Source organism: Flavobacterium sp. P21 (assembly GCF_050632225.1).
Taxonomy (GTDB): Bacteria; Bacteroidota; Bacteroidia; order Flavobacteriales; family Flavobacteriaceae; genus Flavobacterium.
Genome location: NZ_CP192585.1, coordinates 4,916,958 through 4,941,355, shown reverse-complemented (window position 1 = coordinate 4,941,355; position 24,398 = coordinate 4,916,958). Strand labels below are relative to the sequence as shown.

The window sequence follows — 24,398 nt, the reverse complement described above, 5'->3', positions numbered from 1 at the left end:
TTTAAGTTTAGAATAAAAAAGGAACATTTGTAGATTTTTAAAACGCTTTTAAATTTTGCTTAAAAACGTTTTGTAAAATTGGTTTTTAATCCAGATATGTATTTTTATCGAGAAATCACTTATTAATTCAATTCTATCATTTTGTCCCAAAAATGGACTTGGTTTTTGGGTTTAATTTTAGCTCTACTTTCAATGTTTTTAGGACTTTCGAAGTAAAAAGCAAGTCGGTTTTTTAGTTTAAAATAAGAGGTAAAAACAACTTTTTTTGATTTTTTTATCTTATTAAAACGATTTAGTATTGTGGAATGCATTTTTATATTATTTTTGTTTTTAGGGTAAATTAAAATTATATCTAAATCAATTTAATAATTAATTCAATTTTATCATTATTTAATTATTAATTATCATTATTATTCGGAAAATGAAAATCGTTAAAACTACTATTGCTTCTTATACAAATACATCGCTATCTGTATTCTCTCGTGAAGAGTCGTTTTTTCAGTCGCCTTTTCATTCACATCCAGAATTTGAATTGGTTTATATATTAGAAAGTCATGGCAAAAGAATTATCGGGAATTCTGTAGAGTCTTTTCAGCCGGGCGATATGGTTTTCCTTGGAGATGATATACCGCATGTTTGGCTCAACGATGAAATTTTTTATAAAGGAATTAATAGCCTTAAAGCAAAAGCCATTGTAATTTATTTTAGCCGAGATCTTTTTGGAAATTCTTTTTATGAATTGCCAGAAGCACAGGAAGTCAAAAAGTTTTTTGCTCAGGCAATAAAAGGCGTTTCCATTACGGGCGAAACCAACGCTTTGATCGCAAAAAAAATGAGTAAACTGCTTAAAAAGAAAGGTTTTGAAGTCGTAATGGGACTTCTTGAAATTTTATTTCTTTTGTCAAAAAGCAAAGATTTGCGATACATTAATGATAATTCATATGTGCCGGTTAATGAGGACAATAAAAATGATCGTCTTGCCGAGGTTTTTAAATATGTAAAATCAAATTACAAAGAAGAAATCTCGCTTGATGAAATTTCAAAAATCGCTAATCTGACACCGACTTCTTTCTGCAGAATGTTCAAAGCTAAAACCAAAAAGCCTTTTGTAGAATATTTAAATGAAATCAGAGTTTCAAATGCCTGCAAATATTTGATCGAAACCGATTTGGGTATTTCTGAAATCGCTTATGAATGCGGTTACAAAACGGCTTCAAACTTCAATAAACTTTTCAAGAAATTAATAGGTACGACACCAAAAGAGTACCGCAAAAATGCTTTGGTATAAGCTACAGCCTCCAATTGTAATTTTGTTAAAAAATAGGTGTTGGATTTTACTCAAAATTGAAATCATAGTTTTGAGGATTTTCTTTTATAACGTACTATTTTTTCTTATCTCATAATTTATTCCAAAAAAGTGAGCTAAAAATCTGTCTTTTTACTGGGTTTATTAAAAAGATAATAAATGCTTAATTAATGATAATTTTGAGCTAAAATAAAAGATTATAATGCAATAATTTTATTTTTTTAAGATTGCGATAAAACTCTGTTTCAAAATATAAAACGATTTAGTTGATAACTTGTACAGAAAAAAGAAACGATAATCAGTAATTTTAGGTCTCAACCTTAAATTTTAAATATAATACTATGGTAACTCAAAAATATTGTCTGGCATTAGATTTACATGAAGATCCGGTTTTAATGGCGGAGTACAAGAGATATCATGAAAAAATTTGGCCAGAAATAACAGAAAGCATTACCAATTCAGGAATTGAGAATCTTGATATTTATTGTGTTGGAAACCGAATGTTTATGATTATTGAAGCCAATGAGACTTTTACTTTTGAAAGAAAAGGTGAAATGGATGCTAATAATCCTGTTGTTCAAAAATGGGAAGAATTGATGTGGAAATACCAAAAAGCTTTACCATGGGCAAAAGAAGGCGAAAAATGGATGATGATGGAAAAAATATTTGACCTGCATGAAAATCGATAGCCACCAACATTTCTGGAAATATGAACCAGTGAAGGACGCTTGGATTACTGACGAAATGAACGTAATCAAGCGTGATTTTTTGCCTGCTGATTTAGAGCCCATATTATTCGAAAATCAGTTTGGAGGTTGTGTGGCTGTTCAGGCTGATCAAAGCGAAGAAGAAACACTTTTTTTGCTGGATTTAGCAAAAGAAAATCATTTCATAAAAGGAGTTGTGGGCTGGATCGATTTGTGTTCCGACAATATTGTTGAGCGTTTGCAATATTGTGCCAAATTCGAAAAATTGAAAGGTTTCAGACATATTATTCAAGCAGAAGCCGATATTGATTTTATGTTGCAACCAAAATTCCAAAATGGAATTTCGCAATTAACAAAACATAATTTCACGTATGATATTTTGATTTTTCCGAAACATTTGGAAAATGTCTGCAAAACTTGTGTCAAATTTTCCAGAGCAAAAATTTGTTATTGATCATTTGGCAAAACCAGATTTTAAAAATAAAGAATTCATAGATTGGGAAAACGGAATTCGAGCAATTGCAAAATTCCCCAACGTGATGTGCAAAGTATCGGGCTTGGTAACAGAAGCCGATTGGAACAACTGGACTAAAGCAGACTTTACACATTGTTTAGATGTGGTTACTGAGGTCTTTGGAATTGACCGCTTAATGTTTGGCAGTGATTGGCCTGTGAGTTTGTTGGTCGCTTCATATGCCGAATCGTGTGAAATTGTAGAAGACTATTTTTCAAAATTTTCAAAAATAGATCAAGATAAATTTTGGAGCAAAAATGCCATCAATTTTTATCATTTATAAAAAAAACGACCGTGATTGTGAGTTCAAATGTATTTGCAATCAAAAAACTATCTAACTAAAATAGCATACAAAATGAATCTTAACCTTACTGATAAAATAATTATTGTAACCGGCGGAGCAAAAGGAATCGGACTTGGAATCTGTAAAGTTTTGGCGGGAGAAGGTGCAATTCCAGTAATTGTAGGAAGAAGCAATGCAGATAATGAAAAAGCAATCAGAGAAATAGAATCTGAAGGAGGAAGAGCATTAGCAGTTTCTGCAGAGCTTACAAATCCTGAAGCTTGTAAAGATGCAGTCGATCAAGTTGTTGCATTATGCGGAAGAATTGACGGATTGGTTAATAATGCCGGAGTAAATGACGGCGTTGGTTTGGAAAGCAGCGATTACGAAAAATTCATGGCTTCGATTCATAAAAATCTCGTGCATTATTATTTAATGGCGCAATATGCATTGCCTGAGTTGAAAAAAACAAAAGGACCGATTGTTAATATTGGTTCAAAAACGGCTGATACCGGACAAGGAAATACATCGGCTTACGCGGCTTCAAACGGAGGCCGTAATGCGTTAACTCGCGAATGGGCTGTTGAATTGCTGAAATATGGAATACGTGTAAACGCTGTAATTGTAGCCGAATGTTATACACCACTGTATGAGACATGGATTAATACGCTTGAGAATCCGGAACAAAAATTAAAAGAAATAACAGCAAAAATTCCGTTTGAAAACAGAATGACAACTGCCGAAGAAATCGCTAATATGACAGTATTCTTATTGTCTGATAGATCAAGCCACACTACAGGGCAACTGATTCATGTAGATGGTGGTTATACACATTTAGATCGCTCATTGTAATCTGAAGATTAAGTAGCAAACAAGCTCAAATAAAATTGTAGCCACTTAAGATTTATATAAGTTGGTATTATAATCATACTGCACGGCAAAGCAGAAAGTAAAGATTTGCCATCACAACAATCACCATAAAACAGTTAAAACTACATAAAAATAAAAAAATGACCAAAAAGATAATCTTAGCGATTTTAGTAATTGGTACAACTATCGCAGGCTATTCGCAAAATAAAATTGAAGCAAAAGATATTGCTGAAAAAATGAAATGGTTTGAGGATGCGAAACTAGGAATCTTTATTCACGCTGGAATTTATTCAGTTGCGGATGTTTCTGAATCATGGAGTTTTCATAACGGAAAAATCTCTGTTGAAGATTATATGAAACAACAAAAAAGTTACACTTTAAGCAATTATGATCCTGCGACTTGGGCGGATATGATTAAAGATTCGGGAGCAAAATATGCTGTAATCACAACCAAACATCATGATGGTGTAGCGATGTACGATACTAAGTTGGGTAAATTGAGTTCAGTTAAAACGTGTCCTGCAAAAAAAGATATGATCAAACCATTTTTGAAGAATTGCGTAAAAGAGATGTAAAATGTGGTGCCTATTTTTCATTAATCGATTGGACTCACAATGATTATCCGGGATTTTTGAAAGACAAAGCACGATACGATATCAAGAAAGAGCCAGCACGTTGGGAGCGTTTTCAGAAATTTTTCCAAGGCCAAATTAAAGAAATTTCAGATTGGTACAATCCAGATTTGTGGTGGTTTGATGGCGATTGGGAACACAGTGCAGAGGAATGGCAGGCTGAAAAAACACGCAAAATGATGTTGGACAGAAATCCGAATACGATCATCAATGGACGTTTGCAAGGTTACGGAGATTATGATACTCCTGAACAAAATTTTCCAGTAGTGCGCCCAGCCTTCAAATGGTGGGAATTGTGTATGACAATGAACGAAAACTGGGGTTACCGCGTGAGCGACAACAATTGGAAAACACCTTATGAAATTGTAACGATTTTTGTAGATGCCGTTTCAAATGGCGGAAATTTATTGCTTGACATCGGGCCAAAACCTGATGGAACTTATCCTGAAACGGTTGTGTCAACTCTAAAAGAATTGGGAGATTGGAACAGAAGAAATGGAGAAGGGATTTTTGGAACTATTCCTGGAATTCCACAAGGGCATTTTTATGGGCCAACAACACTTTCTAAAGATTCAAAAACGCTTTATTTATTTGTTCACGGAAAAACTTCAGGTCAATTGATGTTGAAAGGTCTTGATAATAAAATTCAAGATATTACGGTTTTGGGTTCTAATGTAAAACTGACTCATAAAGTGGTTGGAAAAATTTCATGGAGCGCCGTTCCGGGATTGGTTTACATCGATCTTCCAGAAAGTGCAATCGATAAATATGTGACTTGTATCAAAGTTACTTTAGATGCGCCGATTAAATTATACAGAGGTCATGGAGGATTTCTGACAAACTAATAATTCTAAAATGTCATTTCCTAGATGGGGATGGCATTTTTTCATCTAATTTTTGAATTGATTTCATATAAAAGCCAATAAAACTAATGCCTTATAGGCGTTTCAATAATTTAAGCATGAACAAAAAAATATTTTTACTAGGTCTGTTTCTGGGATTTCAATCATTATTTTCTCAAAATACGCCAAAATATAAAAACCCAAAATTGCCTGTTGAAGAACGCGTTCAGGATTTATTGTCCAGAATGACGACAGAGGAGAAATTTTGGCAAATGTTCATGATTCCTGGTGATTTGTCTGATGGTGAAGCAAATTATAAAAATGGAATTTTTGGTTTTCAGGTTAGTGCCAAAGGAAGTTCTGATGCGAGCAATCAAATTTTAGATTACAGCGCCGCAAGTAATGCTAAAGAAACAGTAAAACTAATTAATAAAATACAGAAATATTTTGTTGAGAAAACACGTCTCGGAATTCCAATTATTGCTTTTGATGAAGCTTTGCACGGATTGGTAAGAGATGGAGCTACCGCTTTTCCACAATCTATTTCATTAGCGACAACTTTCGATCCCGGATTAGTAAAGAGGGTTTCAACAGCGATTGCATTGGAATCAAAAAGTCGCGGAATTCGCCAGATTTTATCGCCAGTTGTCAATCTTGCTTCAGATGTTCGTTGGGGTAGAGTGGAAGAAACGTATGGAGAAGATCCTTTTCTTTCTTCAAAAATGGGCGTAGCTTATGTTTCCTCGTTTGAAGAAAGAGGAGTAATTACAACTCCAAAGCATTTCCTTGCCAATAGTGGCGATGGTGGTCGTGACAGTTACCCAATTGATTACAATGAACGTTATCTGGAAGAATATCAGTTGCCACCTTTTCGTGCATGCTTTACAGAAGGAGGAAGCCGAAGTGTTATGACTTCATACAACACAATAAATGGCAGTCCATGTACAGCAAATGATTGGTTGTTGAATAAAAAATTAAAAGGAGAAATGAATTTTAAAGGATTCATTATTTCTGATGCGAATGCTGTGGGCGGCGGAAATGTACTGCATTATACCGCAAAAGATTATCCAGAATCGGGAGCAAATGCTATCAATAATGGATTAGATGTGATTTTTCAAACAGCTTATGATCATTATAAATTATTTCAACCGCCTTTCCTTGACGGAAGAATCGATATGAAAAATATAGACGAAGCCGTGGCTCGGGTTTTAAGATTGAAATTTGAATTGGGATTATTTGAAAATCCGTATGCGGATGAAAAAGAAACCAACAAATGGAATGGAAATCCAGCCCACAAATTGTTGTCAAGAGAAGCGACCGAAAAAGGAATCGTTTTGCTGAAAAATGAAAACAATGTTTTGCCGTTAAAAAAATCAATCAAATCCATTGCTTTAATTGGAAATGATATTACCGAAGCACGTTTGGGAGGTTACAGCGGACCGGGAAATGGAAAAGTAAATATGCTTGATGGAATAAAAGCAAAGTTAGGAGCATCGGCCCAAATAAATTTTGCAGAAGGAGTTGCAAGAAGAAGCAAAGAATATGTTCCGGTTCCATCTATTCAATTGGCAAGTATTGAAAATGGTAAAACCAAAAATGGCTTATTGGGTGAATATTTCAATAATGTACAATTAAGCGGAAGCCCTGTTTTGACTAGAGTAGATCAGGCAATTAATTTTGATTGGACACTTTATTCTCCAGATCAAGAAAAAATTAATTATGATTTTTATTCTGTCAGATGGAGCGGAAAAATAAAATCCCCAGAAACGGGAATATATAAAATTGGTTTTGAAGGTAATGATGGCTTTCGTCTATATCTGAATGGAAAATTAATTATTGACAATTGGAAAAGTCAAACTTATTCAACTAAACTCGTTGATTTCAATTTTGAAAAAGACAAAGAATACGATATTAAAGTTGAGTTCTTTGAATCGCAAGGGTATGCAAAATTTAAATTGGTTTGGAATGTTGGCGTTGCCAATGATTGGCAAAATAAAATAAATGAAGCAGTCAGCTACGACTAAAAAATCGGATGTTGCAGTAATTGCGACCGGAATCGAAGAAGGAGAATTTAACGACAGAGCTTATCTAGGTCTGCTCGGACATCAGGAAGAATTAATAAATGCAGTCGCCGCTACAGGAAAACCGGTCGTGGTAGTTTTGGTAGGCGGAAGTGCTATCACTATGGATAAGTGGATTAATAATGTGCCATCAATTTTGGATGTTTGGTATCCGGGCGAAGATGGAGGTCATGCTGTTGCCAATATTTTGTTTGGAGATCGAAATCCTGCGGGTCGTCTGCCGATCACTTTTCCAGTTTTTGAAGGACAATTGCCATTGGTTTACAACCATAAGCCAACAGGTCGTTCTGATGATTACACCAATTTAAACGGAGCGCCATTATTTCCTTTTGGCTTCGGATTGAGCTATTCAACGTTTGAATATAGCAATCTTCGTTTTGACAAAAAACAAATTGGAAAATCAGAATCGACAAAAGTGTATTGCACCATAAAAAATATAAGCAATGTTGATGGCGATGAGGTTGTTCAGTTGTATGTGCGAGATGTTTTGGCATCTGTTGCTCAGCCTATAAAACAGTTGAAAGGCTTTCAGAGAATTTCGCTTAAGGCTGGAGAATCAAAAGAAATCTCATTTGATATCAATAAAGAAACGCTTAAAATGTTGAATAAGGAAATGAATTGGGTTGTAGAACCTGGCGATTTTAGAATTATGATTGGCGCTTCTTCAAGAGATATTCGATTAAGAGAGATAATTACGGTTTCGGAATAGCAAAAGCGACTCAAAAAAGGAAAGGTTTTAGAATTAAAGACAAAAGAAACCAAATGAATTTGTGAGTTTTAGCGCTCAAATAAAAACGAATGCAATAAAAAGCTTACAACTTTGAAAATCAATAAAAAAGAAGGCATAAATAGAAGAAAAGGGATTTTCTCTTTTTGATAAAAAATACAAAAAACAAAAAGACAATTATTTATGAAGTTAAAAACAGAATGTGCAAGTAAAGCAATTGTTATATGAATATTAGTTAACATATATTTATGTTAAAAATGTCGCATTTTTCACGATTTTAAAGCATCATTTTTTGCAATATTGATTTTTATTGAATTTTTGCCCTGTTTTTTCGTTTTGTGAGAAAAATAATATTTCGATTTGTGTTGTGTAGTGTTTTATTTTCAAGCGGTTAGGCTTAAAATTTAGTTTTGAGTTTTTTAAATGTTAAAAAAAATAATTTAGCATAAAAAAAATACTAAAACGTTTTTGTAAATCGTTTTATTAAATATATATTTGTTTAAACATATTAACTAAAGTTTAAGATAAGCTTAACGTTTCATGAAAAAAACATCACCATTAAAGATATCGCCAAAGCGACAAATGTATCAGTTACAACTGTTTCATTTGTTTTGAACAACAAGGGCGAAAAGATGGGGATAAGCAAAGAAGTGATTAAGAAGGTTCTTAAAATTAGTGAAGAAATGAAATTCAAACTCAATATGATCGCCAGTAGTTTGAGAACAGGCAAAACAAGATCGATTGGGCTTATTGTAGAAGATATATCAAATCACTTTTTTCTGATTTGGCGAAAGTTATAGAAAGAGAAGCGATAGACTCTAATTACAGAGTATTTTATTGCAGTACAGGAGGAAGTGATGAACGTGCGGTGGAGTTAGTAGATAGTTTGTTGCAGGCTAATGTGGATGGATTTATCATAACGCCAACCGAAAACATGAAAAGTACGATTGATAGACTATTGGAACTTCAATGTCCAGTTGTATTAGTCGATCGTTATTTTGAAGGTCAAGAAGTAAGTCATGTAGTGCTTGATAATTTTGAAGGAGCAGAAAAAGCAACACAATTTCTTTTAGAAAAAGGATTTAAAAAAATTGCTTTTGTTACCAATTACTCACAGTTGATTCAAATGAATCTGAGGAAGCAAGGTTATGTTCATGCATTGAAAGAAGTCGGTTTATATGATGAATCAAGAATTCTGGATATGGATTATCAAATATCAGAAGATAAACGAATAGAAAGAATTTCTGAATTTTTGAATGCCAATACTGATATCGACGCCATATTGTTTGGAGCCAATTATTTGCTGTTGGCAGGATTACAATCTTTAAGGAAACTCGGGTTGAAAATTCCAATAGATAAAGCAGTGATTAGTTTTGATGATCATGACAGTTTCAGGCTTAATTCTCCTTCAATTACAGTGCTCGCACAACCAATTGAAGAAATGGGAAAGAAAACAGTAAAACTCCTAATGCAACAAATGACAGATGGAAGTGATTACGAGATTATAAAAGAAAAGAAAAAGGGAAGTTTAACTATAAGAGAGTCGGTATAGCATAATATTCCTTTTTTTAAAAACCAATTGCTAAAACGTTATAGTAGTAAAGAAAATAAATAACACAGAAAACTCAAACCAATTATTAAACAAAAAAAAACGCGTATGATATAAAAGAAAAAATAGAGATGTGACAAACAAGAAACTCAGTTGTTGCCAGATTGAGAAACTGGTAATATGAAAATTAAAGGTTTTAGTATCCAATGTTTTTTTAAATAATCAGAACCTTTTAATTTAAAAATAAAATTTAAACCAAACCAAACTAATATTAATTATGAGAAAACTGTTATACAAATCATTGTTAGTTTTTCTAATGATGTTGTGTTACCAAGGAGTAAATGCACAAAACAAGACAATCTCCGGTGTAATTACAGATAATACGAATTTGCCGGTTCCTTATGCAAATGTGAAAGAGAAAGGAACAAAGCAAGAGACAATTACTGATGAAAACGGAGGATTTAAAATTTCAGTAAAAGAAGGAGCTACACTTATTATTAGTGCAGTAGGATTTAAAACAGTAGAATTAAGAGCTACTGACGGAATGGACGTTAGATTATCTACTGCTACTAATGAACTTGATGGTATTACGGTTACTGCTTTGGGGCAAACTAAAAAGAACAAATCTATTGGATATGCCACAAGTATAATTAAAGCAGATGCGATTACTAAAACTGCATCGCCTACAATTGCAAACTCTTTATATGGTAAAGCGCCAGGTGTACGTATTACATCTGCTCCAGGTGGATCTGGGCCAATCAATATCCAGATTCGTGGATTGAATAGTGTTTCTGGTAAAAACCAACCACTTATCGTTATGGATGGTATTCCAATTCGTGATGGTGATGTTAACAATGGTGATTATTGGAACCAACCACGTATGAAAAGCAATGGTTTAGCAGATATTAACCCTGAAGATATTGAGAACATCTCGATTCTTAAAGGAGCTTCTGCTTCGTCGCATTATACGGTTCTGAAGCTGTAAATGGAGTTGTTTTGATTACTACAAAATCAGGTAAAGGGAAAAAAGGTTTAGGTATTGATTTCAGTACAAGCTATTCAGGAAATCAAATTGCTTACTTGCCAAGATTTCAATATGAAAGAGGTCCAGGTTGGACAAATGCTAACTACTCTTCAGGATATTTAGCACCAGATGGTTTTGCACATTATGATACTAATGGTGACGGTGTTGCTGATATGAGAGGAGTTTCAGCTAGTAGTAACAACTTCGGTCCTTGGTTTGATGGTCAGCCAATTATGTCTTGGGATGGTGTGGTTCGTCCATATTCTGCACAAAAAGACGGTTATAAAAACTTGTTCCAAAATGCATGGGATGCTACAACAAACGTGGCACTTACAAATACTACTGATAACAGTAATATTCGTTTTTCTTACACACATATTGAATCAGATGGATTGTCTATGGGTAACAGCAATAAGAAAAACAACTTAAGCTTAAATGCATCATTTAAAACAGGTAAATTCTTAAAAACTGATGTTATTGTAAACTACATGAACCAAAAGGTTAACAACCGTGCTTATGCTATGGACCGTTTGGTGAATAATTTTACAGGTATGCTTAGCCCATTTGATAATGGAGATTGGTATAGAGCCAAATACCAAACAAGTTTAGGTTACAAATATGTTCAAGGCGTAAATGGTCAGAGTTTAACTCCATCTGAAAACATTATTCGTAATGGATTCAAAGCGGATATTGGAGATTATTTTTGGAATACAAATGCTAAGCAACAAGATGAGATTACAAACCGTTTGATCGCTAGTGTTACAGAAACACTTACGTTTGGAGATTTTTCATTACGTGGTCGTGTTTCGACAGATTTATCTTCAGTAAATATCGAAAATAGAGATCCTGTAGAAGTTCCTTTAATTTATCAATTTGGAGGTGACAGATCTGGTGCTTTTGGAATGGAATCTCAAGATTACAACATTCTTTATGGGGAGGTATTGTTAACGTATAACAAAAAACTTAACGACGATTTTACTGTAGGGGCGCAAGTTGGTTTCAATGGTTCTCAAGAAACAGGTAAATTTTTAACTCGTTCTACAAATGGAGGATTGAGTGTTGAAGGATGGTACGATATGAATGCTTCTATCAATATGGCAAACAGTACTTCTAAAAGATATGAAATTTTGAAAGATGCTGTTTTTGGAACTGTTAATGGTAGCTACAAAAATTATTTATTCTTAGAAGGCACACTTAGAAGAGACCGTACTTCTACAATGAACCCAAACAACAATTCATTTACATACCCTTCTGTTAACTCAAGTTTCGTATTGTCAGAAGCAGTTAAATTACCAGAAGTTGTTAGTTATGCAAAATTACGTGCTTCTTGGGGAATTGTGGGTAGCTATCCAGAATCTTATTTAGCAAACGTTGCATTTAACCAGACTACATTGGGTACTCAAGGAACAACTACTCCTGTTTTGATTACAACATCTAATGCATCATATGGTAACGAAGGAATTAAGCCTGAAATGAAAAATGAGTATGAGCTTGGTTTTGAAACTAAATTCTTTGACAGAAGATTAGGTTTAGATTTTTCATACTATAATGCAAAAATTAAAGACCAAATTCTTCCTTTGACATTAGCGCCTACTACAGGAGCGAAATCTATCTTGGCTAACGTTGGAGAATTAGCTAACCACGGTTTTGAAGTTTCGTTAACAGGATCTCCTTTTAGAACAGAAAGTTTTTCTTGGGATGTAACATTCAACTGGGCTAAAAACGTAAACAAGCTAGTATCATTGTCTGATGGTTCAAAAGAATATTTGCATGCAGATTATGATGGATCAGCGACTCAATTGAAATCAGTTGTTGGTGAGCCAATGGGAGGTATTTATGCACACCCTGTTAAAACAGATGCTAACGGAAACAAAATGGTTGATTCTGACGGATACTATATGATCGATGGTGATAAATGGGTGAAATACGGATCAGCAATGCCTAAAGGTGTTGGAGGTTTGATCAATACATTTACTTACAAAAACTTCACATTAGATGTGAATATTGATTACTCTTACGGAGGTTATTTAATGCCGACTGGTGTTAACTGGATGACTTCTAGAGGTTTGACAGAAGAAAGTTTGAACTTCAGTACGAATGAGCGTGGTGGTTTAACTTACTACATGGATAATGGTAAAGGAGTTCAGGTTCCTAACAGTGCAACTGCAGGACCAGCTGGTCAACAACTATTCCGTGATGGTATGTTGATGGACGGTATAGCTCCTGATGGTACAAAAAATACAAATGTTATCTCTCAAGCGGGTTACTACAACATGACTTACAACTGGGGTGGACCTCAATACAGCGGCTCTCGTTATGAATTGTATATTCAAAAGAATGATTATGTTAAGTTAAGAGAATTATCATTGGCTTATAATGTTCCGTCTGCTTGGGCCGCAAAAATTGGAGCTACAAGATTAAGCGCTTCTTTCTTCGGACGTAACTTGTTTTTTATCTATAGAACAATTAAGGATATGGACCCTGAAGCAACTACTGCAGGAACAAGATGGGCTCAAAACGTAAACAACGCAGGTTTATCTCCAGCGACTAGAAGTTATGGAGTATCGTTAAGAGCATCATTCTAATTTGATAAATTCTAATTTAAAAAAATACAACATGAGAAAATTATTATATATATCATTAGCGTCAGCAGGACTTTTCTAGGTTCTTGCTCGCAGGATGATTTCGCAGATGCATATAGAGATCCATCTAAGATTGAAACTACAACTGTGCCTAAACAGTTCGCTGGATTCTTAAAAGTTAATTTTGAGGATGTAATTCCGTCATATTGGAACTATTTTACAGTTCTTAGATCAACTTCTCTTACGTACACTCAAGCACACGGATTTACCAATACTACAGGACGTTATATTCCTGGAGCGGCTACAGTTTACAGATGGGATAGATATTACAACTTTATTACACAATATAGAGAGTTGGAAAAAGCATTCGTCGCTTTGCCTGATGCTGAAAAAGCAGATAGCAGAATTTATACTATTGCTTCAACAATCTATTTGTATGATCATACACAAAAAATGATCGACAACTATGGTGATATTCCTTTTTCTGAGGCAGGTAAAATCAGTATGACAGGTGGTGATTATACTAAAGCAATTGCGAAGTATGATAGCCAAACTGAGATCTATGCAAAAATGTTAGATGATTTGAAAGGTTTTTCTACTGAATTGAACACAATTACTTTATCTACAAAAACGGGAGTAGAGTTCAAAAATCAGGATTTGATCAACAAAGGAAACTTGGTAATGTGGAAAAACTATTGTAACTCATTGCGTTTAAGAATCCTAAACAGAGTATCTGGAGTTTCTTCTTTAGCTTCGAGAGCAAATACTGAAATCGCTGAAATCATTGCTGAAGGAAAAATTGTTGATGAGAATGCAGAAAACATTGCTTTCAAAGTATATACTCAGGATACAGATTTAGATACTTCAGGCTTCTTCGATGCTTTAGAAACATCTAACAACAACGTTGCTCCAAAACCTATGATTGACCACATGAATGCTAATCTAGATCCTCGTGAGCAGTGGTTGTTTGAAAAAGGAGTAAATGCAACAACTTATGTAGGACTTGATCCATCATTGACTTCAGGAGCGCAAGATCAATTGCTTACTGATGGTAAAATTGCAATCTACAACAGATCTGTAATAAGTAGAAATGATTGGTTGCCTGGTACATTAGTTAACGCGGCTGAAATGAACTTGCTTCTTGCTGAGTACTACTCAAGAAATGGTAATGGAGCTACGGCAAAAATACATTTTGAGAAAGCAATCAGACAATCTATCGAATACTATGTAAGATTAGGAGATAAAGCAGATGATTTAACTTGGAAGCCAACTTCTGAGCCAACTGCGGCTGAAATAGATGCTTATATTCTTAAAATCAACTTTGCAGGCGCTACTACAGCGGCGGCTCAGTTGCAGTTAATTGCTTTCCAAAAGTACATTCACTTCAACATCATGCAAGCTGACGAAGCTTGGGCAGAACAAAGAAGATTGAAACTTCCAGCATTAACTTTCATGGAAGATGAAACAAGTTCTGTTAGAAAAACACCTCCTACACGTTGGACATATCCAAGTTCAGAGAGTGTTTATAACACTGCAAATTACAATACTGTAAAAGCAAATGATAATTTAAGTACCAAAATTTTCTGGGACGTAAAATAATTTCATTTTTAATGTTTGGTTAGTACTTGGTAAGCCCCAGATTCAGGAGATCCTGAGTCTGGGGTTTTGTTTGTGAAAACCTAATTTCAACAATGTGACAGTTGTTGAAACTCAACCAAACTAATATTGATCGAGTTGAGAAGACTCGATACTTTTAGAGACTTTGTTTTTTAGGAACTGTTACACTCTTTGTAAAATTTATTAAAAGAGATTTTGTTGTAAGAGGTTGATTTTTAAGTGGAAATAAAAGAATAAAGGAGCACAAAAAAAGGCGAATCTACTTTGATTCGCCTTTTTTAATCTGTATGATCTATGAAATATGTGATAAATTTGCATTCTCACTTTTCTAATTCTGCTTGATAAAAGTCAACGGTTGCTCATAATTGGCAATAGCCGTCAGAGCATTGTAAATGTATTTTGAAACCAAAATAGCTCCCTCGCTATTAATTAAAGCAGTGTCATCTTCTGGTGTATGATATTGCGGATGTCCGCCTGTATGCAGTCCGATCACTGAAATATTGTTTTTGTAAAAAGTAACATGATCAGAACCGCCTACATCTCCCGCAAACACAATTGAATTAAGTCCACTATTTTCGCCCAATTTTTTCATCAATTCTACACCGTCGGGAAAAGTGCCGGCGCCTCCCATATAAAGTTCTTTTTTATCGTTTAATCTTCCAACCATATCCATGTTGATCATCACTTTTACGGCATTTTTATCTACTGGCAAATGATTGACAAAATATTTAGAACCTAATAAACCTTCTTCTTCGGCACTGAAAGAAATAAAGATAATGCTTCTTTTTGGAGCAGTTTTAGCATGATGCAATTCTTCTAAAATAGATAATAAGGCAGAAACTCCAGAAGCGTTATCATCAGCTCCATTGTGAATCGCAAGCGTGTCTTTTTTCTTGCTTCCTGAGCCTTTTCCGCCCCATCCCCAATGATCATAATGCGCTCCAATGACGATGAATTCTTTTTTAGTTTTTCATCAGAACCTTCGAGATAGCCTACAACATTTTGCGTCGAAACACTATCTGATTTCATTTTATTGATATCTGGTTTTATGAATATTTTGAAAGGCTGGTAATAGTTGTTGTTGAATTCTTTAAGTCCGAATTTTTTGAAATATTTTTTGATGTAAGTCACGCTTCGTTATTGCCTTTTGTTCCGGCCAAACGACCTTCTAACTTATCTGATGCAAGATAAGTGTCATGTTTCAGAAATTTTTCTGCTGAAAATGTTGATTGTGCGTTTCCTCTTTCAGCAGTAATAAAAACAACAGCAGAGAAGAAAATAATTTTTTTAAACATTTGAAAATTAATTTATTGTATTTGCATTTCTATTATGGTATCGATTGTGTCCATTTTGATTCCGTTCAAATAAACAAAAGTCCCTTCTGGCTGTTGTTTGAATTTGATTTTCTTCTTGCTGTCCATCAAATAGCATTTTTTAATTTTTTGCTTCATTTTTGGAATAAAAATATAATCTGCTTGTTTTGGAGTATTGATGATGTGGGCAAACAGAGTTTTGTCTTTTGCCGTAAATACACCCCAATCTTGTGGTTTTGTAATATTGCCTCTTGTTCCGTAAATGCTGTTTCCGTTTTTGTTCATCCAAATTCCTATTTCTTTCAAAGTCTCAACAAATTCGGGTTGAATTGTTCCATCGGCCATTGGACCAACATTCAGCAAGAAATTCGCATTCAGACTTGCGGCGTTTATCATGTAATGCAATAAGTCTTTTGTCGATTTGTATTTTCTGTCATTAATATTGAATCCCCAAGAATTATTCATGGTTTCACAAGTTTCTAAGGGCAACTGAGAAACAGATTGTCCTCCAAATCCGGTAGTGTTTCCGCCTGGTAAATCTTTTTCAAATGCTTGGAAATCTTCTCCTTGAATTGGCAATAAATGGTGATTATTTGAAATCAAACAGTCGGGTTGAATCGAGTGAATCAAAGAATAAATTTCATCATAATGCCAATTGACTTTTGAAGTTAATGTTTTATCGGTGTCATTATCCAGCTGATCCCAATGACCATCAAACCAAATGCCACTAATTTTTCCATAGTTTGAAAGTATTTCAGTCAATTGTCCTTTCATAAAACGGATGTAGCTGTTCCAGTCACTTTTTTGCGTTCTGCCGGTTCCTTTTCCAGTTTTTCCGGTTTCGTATTGATAATCAGTTCTGGTCCAGTCTAAGAGAGAATAGTAGCAAAATAATTTGATGTTTTCTTTATGACATTCATCTGCGAGTTCTTTCAGCAAGTCTCTTTTGAAGTGTGTATTAGTAATTTTCCAGTCTGATAATTTGGTATCAAAATTACTAAAACCATCATGGTGTCGTGTGGTAAAAGTAATGTATTTCATGCCCGTCGCTTTGGCAATTCCAACCCATTTTTTGGCATCAAAATCTTGCGGATTAAATACATTAATCAATCTGCCATACTCTGTAACTTTGATGTTTTGGTTGTTCATAATCCATTCGCCATTTCCCAGAACACTATAAGGCCCGAAATGAATGAACATTCCAAATTTATCATCTTGAAATTCTTTTCGGTTTTTTAAATTTCCTTCCGTTGGTGTGTAATTTTGAGCAATTATTGGTGTTAAGCTCAGCGAGAAAAACAGCAGACAAAATGTGATTTTTTTCATGTTCTTGAGTTAAGTGGTTTGATAGTTAGATTTCAGAAAAAAACGATAATCAAATAAGTATTTTTGGTGAGAATATAATTCGTTGGACTTGATTTGGTTACGTCTCTTTTCTGAAATTTAAAAATAGAAAGACTTACGTTTAATAAATAAGTCGATATTATCTAAATTTAATTATCAATTACCTTTCTCCGATTAGAAATCCTGAAACATTCCAAGCACTGCTCGCTGGTTCCTTCTGGTTTTCCAAGCGGAATCATAACGCGAATGGTATGCTTTCCCGGAGTTAAATTTCCTAAGTCAATTAAATTTGGATTGGTAGTCGTTCCCGGACACCAGTTTGAACGGCTTAAGTCAGATGATGATAAACCGTTGCCAAAATTCCCCGAAGCCGGATTGCTCAATCGGTAAGAACCACAGTCGGTGCGCCAAGGTGTAAATCCAAAAACTTCTTTTCCATCAATAAAAATGGTATTTTTTTCTGCAGAAATTCATCGCCATTTCCCCAACCTCCGTGACCGGTTGTAGTATAACTCAATTTAAAATTTTTGTATCCCTCTGGCACTTCAAATGACATTTCTAATCCTTTTTCATTGTCAAACATAGTTCCGTATTCTTGACCTGCCATTTCCATTACATTGAGTGTGTTGAAAAGAGGAAGAATGTAATCGGCTTTTGTATTGTTGTCTTCGCCTTCGTGAATGGTAATATTCAAGCTTGCTTTATGTCCGCCGGCATCATAGTTCCCGATAAACATTCCGATATAAACTTCTTGATTGCTTAATTTTGGTTGCAACAGCGAAATATCTTGGCGATAAGAAACGCTATCCTGCCAAACTTTATTTTTTAATTGCAGATAGTTGAAATGTTTTACACCAAAAGGAGTGAAAAAACGCATCAATTCCAATAAAGGGGTGAAGTCCTCTGTTGCGGCAACTCCTTGATATTTTTTTCCGTTTCCATTTTCGTAGGTTGGTAATGATTTAACTCCGTCTTTCAATCCGTCAAGAAATGACATTTTTTTGTCCATCGGAATCATAAATACAGATCCTGTTCTGTCGTACGCATCACCATTCGATTGTTGCATTACGTCAACAAAAATGGCACTTCCTTTTTTGATTTCTGGAAGTTTTACTTTTCGAACGATGACTGTTCCACTTGCAAATCGCAAAATGCTGTCGTTCGATTTTGCATCAGAAACAAAATGAATCTGTTCTTTATTAAAAATAGGAATATTGATAAAACGGCTTTTCCACAATAAATCTTTATAAGTCAATTGATCGACAGTTTGTACATTCGGAATTTTTAAAAAAGATGGAATCGTTTTTAATGTTTCAATTTTTGATGCCGTAACAACATTATTTCCATTGCGGATTGTTTCTAAAACCAAACCTAAATCCTGTCCTAAAACTGAAGGCCCGCCTTTTAAGCCTAAATCGGTTGTGTACCAGATTTCGATTTTATTGGAATTTACCGAAGTTGTCGCTTTTTTGCACGTATAATTCAGGATTTTTTTGGTTTCATTGCTGAATTCAAATTTTTGTTTTCCTAAAGCTTCAGTATCATTATTAAGAATCGATTTGTCTTTAAGCTGTGCCCATTGCGAAATGGTTTTGGTATTGAAATCAATAAAAGTCTGCTCGTAAGGAAATGTTGCCTTTTGCTCTAAAATTTTAGAGGTACTAGTCAGACTCAATTCTTTGGAAGTGAACAAAATTAATGGATCTTGGTTTTCAGCAATTTTTCCGTTATAACTTCTTTGATAAGTAATTTTGATGGCCTTTGGCGCTTTTTGCCCAAATGACAATGTAATAACGAAAATGGCAAGTAATGTTAAGGAAATTTTTTTCATATTTGGTTTGGTTTTATGATTGCCTCTCATGCAATAGGAAGCAGTTCATACATAATTAGTTAATAAGAATATCCGAATATAGATTAATTTACTAAATCGATTTAATAAAATAAGATCAAAAAGGGATAAAACAATCAGAGAGTGTTTTTCATTGGGCGTTTAAAAAATTAAAAATGGGATTTAGACTCGAATCTCAGTACGAATTTCGTAAAAAGCTAAAGTAGAAAATTTTCAGTTGTGATCGAATTTAATACGGTCTTTTTTCTTAAAAAATTAGCTTTTTGTTTCTTATCAGCTATTTTATAAAGGTAATTGTTACTTAAATTTAGATAAAATCGAAGTATTATTTAAAGAAAAGATATTATATCTTTAAATTTCCGAAATTACACAGATTAATTAACTGTTTTGAAAAGACTTTATTTCTGTTTTACAGATAGTTGTGTTTTTTTTGAAATGTTTTGGATGGCTTTAGGCCTTTCTTTTTCGTTTGAATTGGTAAAACGTTTTAGAAGAAAAAAATAGATTATGAAATTTTAAATATTGCGATAATGAATTGTTTCAACACTTACCGATTTATACTGTTTTTTTGCCTTTGTATGGGATTTGCAAATGCACAAAAAACTCCAGCTTATAAAAACCAAAGTTTGCCAATTGAGAAAAGGGTAGATGATTTATTGAAACAATTGACTATTGAAGAGAAAATATCTTTATTAGGTTTTGAAAGCAAAGCAGTAAAACGATTGGATATTCCGCAATACAATTGGTGGAATGAATCGTTGCATGGTGTGGCAAGGGCTGGAAAAGCAACTGTTTTTCCTCAGGCTTTAGGAATGGCGGCTACTTTTAATGATCCTTTGCTAAATGAAGTAGCAAATGCAATTTCTACAGAAGCCAGAGCTAAAAATAATATGGCTGTAGCCAAAGACCGTCGCCTGCAATACATGGGATTGAATTTTTGGTCTCCAAATATTAATATTTTTAGAGATCCGCGTTGGGGAAGAGGTCAGGAAACTTACGGAGAAGATCCTTTTCTTACTGGAAAAATGGGAACGGCTTATGTTAAGGGATTGCAAGGAACTGATCCTAAATACATGAAAACGGCGGCTTGTGCCAAACATTTTGCCGTACACAGCGGACCAGAAAAAACAAGACATTCGATTGATGTAATTGTTGATGAAAAAGATTTGAGAGAAACCTATTTGTATGCTTTTAAAAAACTGGTTGATGCAAAGGTTGAAACGGTAATGTGCGCTTATAACAGAGTGAATTCTGAACCTTGTTGCACAGGAAAAACGCTTTTGCAGGATATTTTAAGAAAAGAATGGAAATTCGGAGGACATGTAGTAACCGATTGTTGGGCATTACAGGATATTTACGAAGGCCATAAAACGTTGCCAAATAGTGTAACTGTTGTCGCCGAAGCAATTAAACGTGGCGTAAACATGGATTGCGGCGGATTATTGCAAAAAGATGCCATCAACGCATTGAATCAAAAATTAATTACGGCACAAGATATTGATAACGCATTAGCGCCAACTCTGAGAACGCAATTCAAATTAGGATTTTATGACAAAGCCGAAGATAATCCGTACAGGAAATATGGTATAGACAGTATTGCTAATACGTACCACAGAAAGCTGAGTTTGAAAATGGCAGAACAAAGTATGGTCTTGCTGAAAAACGGTCAATTTGGCGACAGCAAAACAAAAGTATTGCCACTGAAAAAGAAGATTATAAATCAATTATGGTTGTTGGGCCAAATGCAGGCTCATTAGATGCGTTATTAGGGAATTATCATGGAATTAGCGACAAGGCAGTAAACTTTGTTGAAGGAATTGCAGGCGCCGCCGATCCAGACACGCGCGTGGAATATGACATGGGTTGCGATTTTACAAATACGACAGATTTTGGTGGCGTTTGGGTCGCTTCGATGGCAAATGTTACGATTGCTGTTATTGGTTTTACACCTGTTTATGAAGGCGAAGAAGGCGACGCATTTTTAGCCGATGGAAAAGGAGACCGAAAAAACATGGATCTTCCTGCTTCACATATTGCCTATATCAAAGCACTTAGAAAAGGAACAAAAACACCTCTTATCGCAGTAGTAACCGGAGGAAGTGCTGTTGATATTTCAGCAATTGAACCTTTTGTAGATGCTATTGTTTTTGCTTGGTATCCGGGCGAGCAAGGCGGAACTGCTTTGGCAAATCTTCTTTTTGGCAAATCTTCTCCTTCAGGACATTTGCCTGTTACTTTTTATAAATCTTTCAGTGATTTGCCAGATTACAATAGCTATGCAATGAAGGGCAGAACGTATCGCTATTTTGACAAAGAAGTACAATATCCTTTTGGTTTTGGATTAAGTTATTCTTCTTTTGGTTACAATTGGGTTCAACAGCCTAAGGAAGTCAAAATGAGCTCAGATAAAGTTTCAATGCAAATCGAAATCTTTAATACCGGTCAATATGATGCAGATGAAGTAGCTCAGGTTTATATTGAATATCCAAATATGGATAGAAAGCCAATAAAAGAACTAAAAGCTTTTAAACGTGTTTCTTTAGTTAAAGGAAAATCAAAAACAATAACATTGGAAATTCCATTAGAAGAACTTCAAAAATGGGACGATACGACAAAACAATTTAAAATCTATGAAGGAATTTACAATTTAAAAATTGGATCGAATTCAAGAGATACAGTGTTAGAAGGTAGTTTTGAAATTTCAAAGTAAGATAAAAACAAAAGCAAAAAACAGCGACTTGATTCTTTTGTCGCAAAAACAAAAAAAAACAAAAATGAATAAAAATATTAAAGCAAGCATTTTTTACACTTTTGGGCCTTTGCTGTCTGCAAATGCACAGTCAGACCAAACAAAATTTGACACAATATGTAGATCCTTATATTGGGACAGGATTTCATGGTCATGTTTTTATGGGGGCCAATGTTCCTTTCGGAGGCGTTCAACTAGGACCCGTAAATATTTCGCAAGGTTGGGATTGGTGTTCGGGTTATCATTATTCTGATCAAACCATTATTGGATTTTCACATACGCATTTAAGCGGCACCGGAATTGGTGATCTTGGCGATTTTTTATTTATGCCTGCAATTGGCAAAGTGAATTTGAAAAAAGGAACTGCAAAAGATATGGCAAACGGATATATCTCAGATTTTGATCGTAAAGATGAAACGGCAAAGCCAGGATATTATTCGGTTATTTTAAAGAAAAACAAAATCAAAGCTGAAATGACTGCTACCGAGCGAGTAGGCTTTCAGAAATATACATTTCCGGCTTCAGATCAATCACATGTTGTGTTGGATTTAGTAGAAGGAATTGGCTGGGATCGAGCGGTTGATACGTATATCCGTATAAAAAATGATACTTTGATCGAAGGTTATCGTTTTTCAAAAGGATGGGCAAATGATCAGCGAATTTATTTTGCGACCATTCTATCAAAACCAGCGAAAAAATCCAATTGTATGAGAATACAAAAGAAATGATCAACAAAGTAGTTTCGGGAGACAGCGCAAAAGCTGTTATTCATTTCTCCACTTCGAAAGATGAAGTTATTAAGATTAAAGTTGGTATTTCGCCAGTAAGTACTGAAAATGCTTTAATGAATATCAAAAAAGAAATTGCAGGTTGGGACTTCGAAAAAGTAGCAACTCAGGCAGATGAAAAATGGAATAAAGAATTAGGCAAAATGGCTGTAAAATCAGCTGATCCTGCCAAAATGAAAATCTTCTATACCGCTTTGTACCATACTATGATTGCGCCTTCTATTTTTAATGATGCTAATGGCGATTATTACGGTACAGATAAACAAGTTCACAGAGAAGCAGGATTTACCAATTTGACCACTTTTTCTTTATGGGATACATATAGAGGCGCAAATCCTTTATTTACATTGACACAGCCAGAAAAAGTTTCAGATATGATCAATTCGATGTTGGCAATTTATAAAGAATCAGGGCATCTTCCGGTTTGGCATTTAATGGGAAATGAGACTTATTGTATGCCGGGAAATAGTGCTATTCAGATTGTTGCTGATGCGTATTTAAAAGGAATAAAAGGTATTGATGGCGACTTGGCTTTTGAAGCTGTAAAAGCAACCGCAATGCAGGCTGATCGCGGGGTTAATTTTGTAAAAAAGCTAGGATATATTCCGGGAGATAGCTTGAGAGAATCAGTTTCTTATGGATTAGAATATGCAATTTCTGATGGGGCAATTGCCGCAATGGCAAAAAAATGGGAAAGACGGAAGATTATAATTACTTCTTTAATCGTTCAAAAGCCTACAAAAAATATTATGATCCTTCAGTTGGTTTTGTACGAGCAAAGTTAAGCGATACAGCATGGAGAACGCCTTTTGATCCGTTTAAATCCATACATGAAAAAGGTGATTTTTCCGAAGGAAATGCGTGGCAATATACTTGGTTAGTACCGCAAGATGTTGAAGGACTTATTGCATTGCTAGGCGGAGAAAAACCATTTGCAAAAAAACTGGATACTTTATTCACGATTTCTGGTGATATGGGGAAAGAAGCTTCAAGCGATATTACAGGTTTGATTGGGCAATATGCACACGGAAACGAGCCAAGTCATCACATTACATACTTATACAATTTTGTGGGTCAACCTTGGAAAACTGCTGAAAAGGTGCGTTACATTGTCGACAATTTATATACTGACAAACCAGATGGATTATGCGGAAATGAAGATGTTGGACAAATGTCGGCATGGTACGTTTGGAACGCTATGGGAATGTATTCTGCAAATCCTTACAACGGAGTTTATTGCATCGGAAGCCCTTCAATGGATGAATCAGTTTTAAAACTGGCCGATGGAAAAACGTTTACGGTAAAAGCTTTAAACAACAGTTCAAAAAATATTTATATCCAAAAAGCGACATTAAACGGAAAAGAATACACAAAAAGTTATATTCTCCATTCTGATGTTATGAAAGGTGGTGAATTGGTATTTACGATGGGAGCAAAACCTTCTAAAACTTGGGGAGTTTCTGCTAAAGATAGACCATATTCGGCACAGTAAATTGCTTTCGAAAACAAAAAACAAAAAATCCCAAATTCCAAATTTAACGATTTGGATTTGGGATTTTTTTATTGCCTGTATTCTTTTCAGAAAGCAATATTTTTTCATTCGATTTTTTTAGAATTGACA

The 24,398-nt window shown here is 34.6% G+C and carries 18 protein-coding genes and 3 pseudogenes; 17 read left to right on the top strand and 4 right to left on the bottom strand.

Translation table 11 applies throughout. The features are described 5' to 3' along the window. Positions 1 to 421 precede the first annotated feature (421 nt). The 13 genes and pseudogenes from ACQ9BO_RS24855 to ACQ9BO_RS24795 all read left to right on the top strand — a co-directional run bounded on the left by ACQ9BO_RS24855 (position 422) and on the right by ACQ9BO_RS24795 (position 14,716). Positions 422 to 1,288 carry an AraC family transcriptional regulator gene (locus ACQ9BO_RS24855; RefSeq protein ID WP_431242898.1) on the top strand — a complete coding sequence of 289 codons (867 nt, stop codon included), beginning with the start codon at positions 422 to 424 and terminating at the stop codon, positions 1,286 to 1,288. A 359-nt stretch (positions 1,289 to 1,647) separates the two neighbouring features. Next, positions 1,648 to 1,995 carry an L-rhamnose mutarotase gene (locus ACQ9BO_RS24850; protein WP_431242897.1) on the top strand — a complete coding sequence of 116 codons (348 nt, stop codon included), beginning with the start codon at positions 1,648 to 1,650 and terminating at the stop codon, positions 1,993 to 1,995. Further along, positions 1,982 to 2,467: an amidohydrolase family protein gene (locus tag ACQ9BO_RS24845; protein ID WP_431242896.1), complete on the top strand. Its 486-nt coding sequence runs from the start codon at positions 1,982 to 1,984 to the stop codon at positions 2,465 to 2,467. Before ACQ9BO_RS24850 ends, ACQ9BO_RS24845 begins: the two co-directional genes overlap by 14 nt. Further along, positions 2,418 to 2,810, top strand: a complete 393-nt coding sequence (locus ACQ9BO_RS24840; protein ID WP_431242895.1) for an amidohydrolase family protein — start codon at positions 2,418 to 2,420, stop codon at positions 2,808 to 2,810. The genes ACQ9BO_RS24845 and ACQ9BO_RS24840 overlap by 50 nt, the downstream gene beginning before the upstream one ends. 72 nt (positions 2,811 to 2,882) lie before the next feature. Next, positions 2,883 to 3,662, top strand: coding sequence for an SDR family oxidoreductase (locus ACQ9BO_RS24835; RefSeq protein ID WP_431242894.1), 780 nt, complete (start codon positions 2,883 to 2,885; stop codon positions 3,660 to 3,662). Between the two features lie 158 nt (positions 3,663 to 3,820). After that, positions 3,821 to 5,157: pseudogene (locus ACQ9BO_RS24830) on the top strand (alpha-L-fucosidase). A 116-nt stretch (positions 5,158 to 5,273) separates the two neighbouring features. After that, positions 5,274 to 7,178, top strand: a complete 1,905-nt coding sequence (locus tag ACQ9BO_RS24825; protein WP_431242893.1) for a glycoside hydrolase family 3 N-terminal domain-containing protein — start codon at positions 5,274 to 5,276, stop codon at positions 7,176 to 7,178. Next, positions 7,156 to 7,944, top strand: coding sequence for a glycoside hydrolase family 3 C-terminal domain-containing protein (locus ACQ9BO_RS24820; RefSeq protein WP_431242892.1), 789 nt, complete (start codon positions 7,156 to 7,158; stop codon positions 7,942 to 7,944). The genes ACQ9BO_RS24825 and ACQ9BO_RS24820 overlap by 23 nt, the downstream gene beginning before the upstream one ends. Before the next feature lie 629 nt (positions 7,945 to 8,573). Continuing rightward, on the top strand, positions 8,574 to 8,762 hold the full coding sequence (locus tag ACQ9BO_RS24815) for a hypothetical protein (protein WP_431242891.1): 189 nt from the start codon (positions 8,574 to 8,576) through the stop codon (positions 8,760 to 8,762). Continuing rightward, on the top strand, positions 8,747 to 9,514 hold the full coding sequence (locus ACQ9BO_RS24810) for a substrate-binding domain-containing protein (protein WP_431242890.1): 768 nt from the start codon (positions 8,747 to 8,749) through the stop codon (positions 9,512 to 9,514). The genes ACQ9BO_RS24815 and ACQ9BO_RS24810 overlap by 16 nt, the downstream gene beginning before the upstream one ends. Before the next feature lie 274 nt (positions 9,515 to 9,788). Then, positions 9,789 to 10,496, top strand: a complete 708-nt coding sequence (locus ACQ9BO_RS24805) for a TonB-dependent receptor plug domain-containing protein (protein ID WP_431242889.1) — start codon at positions 9,789 to 9,791, stop codon at positions 10,494 to 10,496. 11 nt (positions 10,497 to 10,507) lie between these two features. After that, positions 10,508 to 13,120, top strand: a complete 2,613-nt coding sequence (locus tag ACQ9BO_RS24800) for a hypothetical protein (RefSeq protein ID WP_431242888.1) — start codon at positions 10,508 to 10,510, stop codon at positions 13,118 to 13,120. A 144-nt stretch (positions 13,121 to 13,264) separates the two neighbouring features. Then, the gene (locus ACQ9BO_RS24795) at positions 13,265 to 14,716 is read left to right on the top strand and encodes a SusD/RagB family nutrient-binding outer membrane lipoprotein (RefSeq protein WP_431242887.1); all 1,452 of its coding nucleotides are present in this window, start codon (positions 13,265 to 13,267) and stop codon (positions 14,714 to 14,716) included. Between the two features lie 346 nt (positions 14,717 to 15,062). Here ACQ9BO_RS24795 and ACQ9BO_RS24790 read toward each other — a convergent pair whose 3' ends face one another. The 4 genes and pseudogenes from ACQ9BO_RS24790 to ACQ9BO_RS24775 form a co-directional block, all read right to left on the bottom strand. After that, a complete protein-coding gene (locus tag ACQ9BO_RS24790; protein ID WP_431245203.1) occupies positions 15,063 to 15,680 on the bottom strand; it encodes a M28 family metallopeptidase in 618 nt (205 codons plus the stop codon). A gap of 181 nt (positions 15,681 to 15,861) precedes the next feature. Continuing rightward, positions 15,862 to 16,029, bottom strand: a complete 168-nt coding sequence (locus tag ACQ9BO_RS24785) for a hypothetical protein (RefSeq protein ID WP_431242886.1) — start codon at positions 16,027 to 16,029, stop codon at positions 15,862 to 15,864. Positions 16,030 to 16,041: 12 nt separating this feature from the next. Continuing rightward, a complete protein-coding gene (locus tag ACQ9BO_RS24780) occupies positions 16,042 to 17,373 on the bottom strand; it encodes an alpha-L-fucosidase (protein ID WP_431242885.1) in 1,332 nt (443 codons plus the stop codon). Positions 17,374 to 17,540: 167 nt separating this feature from the next. Further along, positions 17,541 to 19,222, bottom strand: a pseudogene (locus ACQ9BO_RS24775) (GLPGLI family protein). Between the two features lie 548 nt (positions 19,223 to 19,770). On the opposite strand from ACQ9BO_RS24775, the gene ACQ9BO_RS24770 reads away from it, so the two are divergent. From ACQ9BO_RS24770 to ACQ9BO_RS24755, 4 genes and pseudogenes are all read left to right on the top strand, one after another. Then, entirely contained in the window at positions 19,771 to 20,997 is a 1,227-nt protein-coding gene (locus ACQ9BO_RS24770; protein ID WP_431242884.1) for a glycoside hydrolase family 3 protein, read from the top strand. Then, positions 20,967 to 21,950 (top strand): glycoside hydrolase family 3 C-terminal domain-containing protein, encoded by a 984-nt coding sequence (locus ACQ9BO_RS24765; protein WP_431242883.1) that lies wholly within the window; start codon positions 20,967 to 20,969, stop codon positions 21,948 to 21,950. The genes ACQ9BO_RS24770 and ACQ9BO_RS24765 overlap by 31 nt, the downstream gene beginning before the upstream one ends. A gap of 122 nt (positions 21,951 to 22,072) precedes the next feature. Further along, a complete protein-coding gene (locus ACQ9BO_RS24760) occupies positions 22,073 to 22,717 on the top strand; it encodes a hypothetical protein (RefSeq protein WP_431242882.1) in 645 nt (214 codons plus the stop codon). Then, positions 22,714 to 24,269, top strand: a pseudogene (locus ACQ9BO_RS24755) (GH92 family glycosyl hydrolase). Before ACQ9BO_RS24760 ends, ACQ9BO_RS24755 begins: the two are co-directional and overlap by 4 nt. The last annotated feature ends 129 nt before the right edge of the window (positions 24,270 to 24,398 follow it).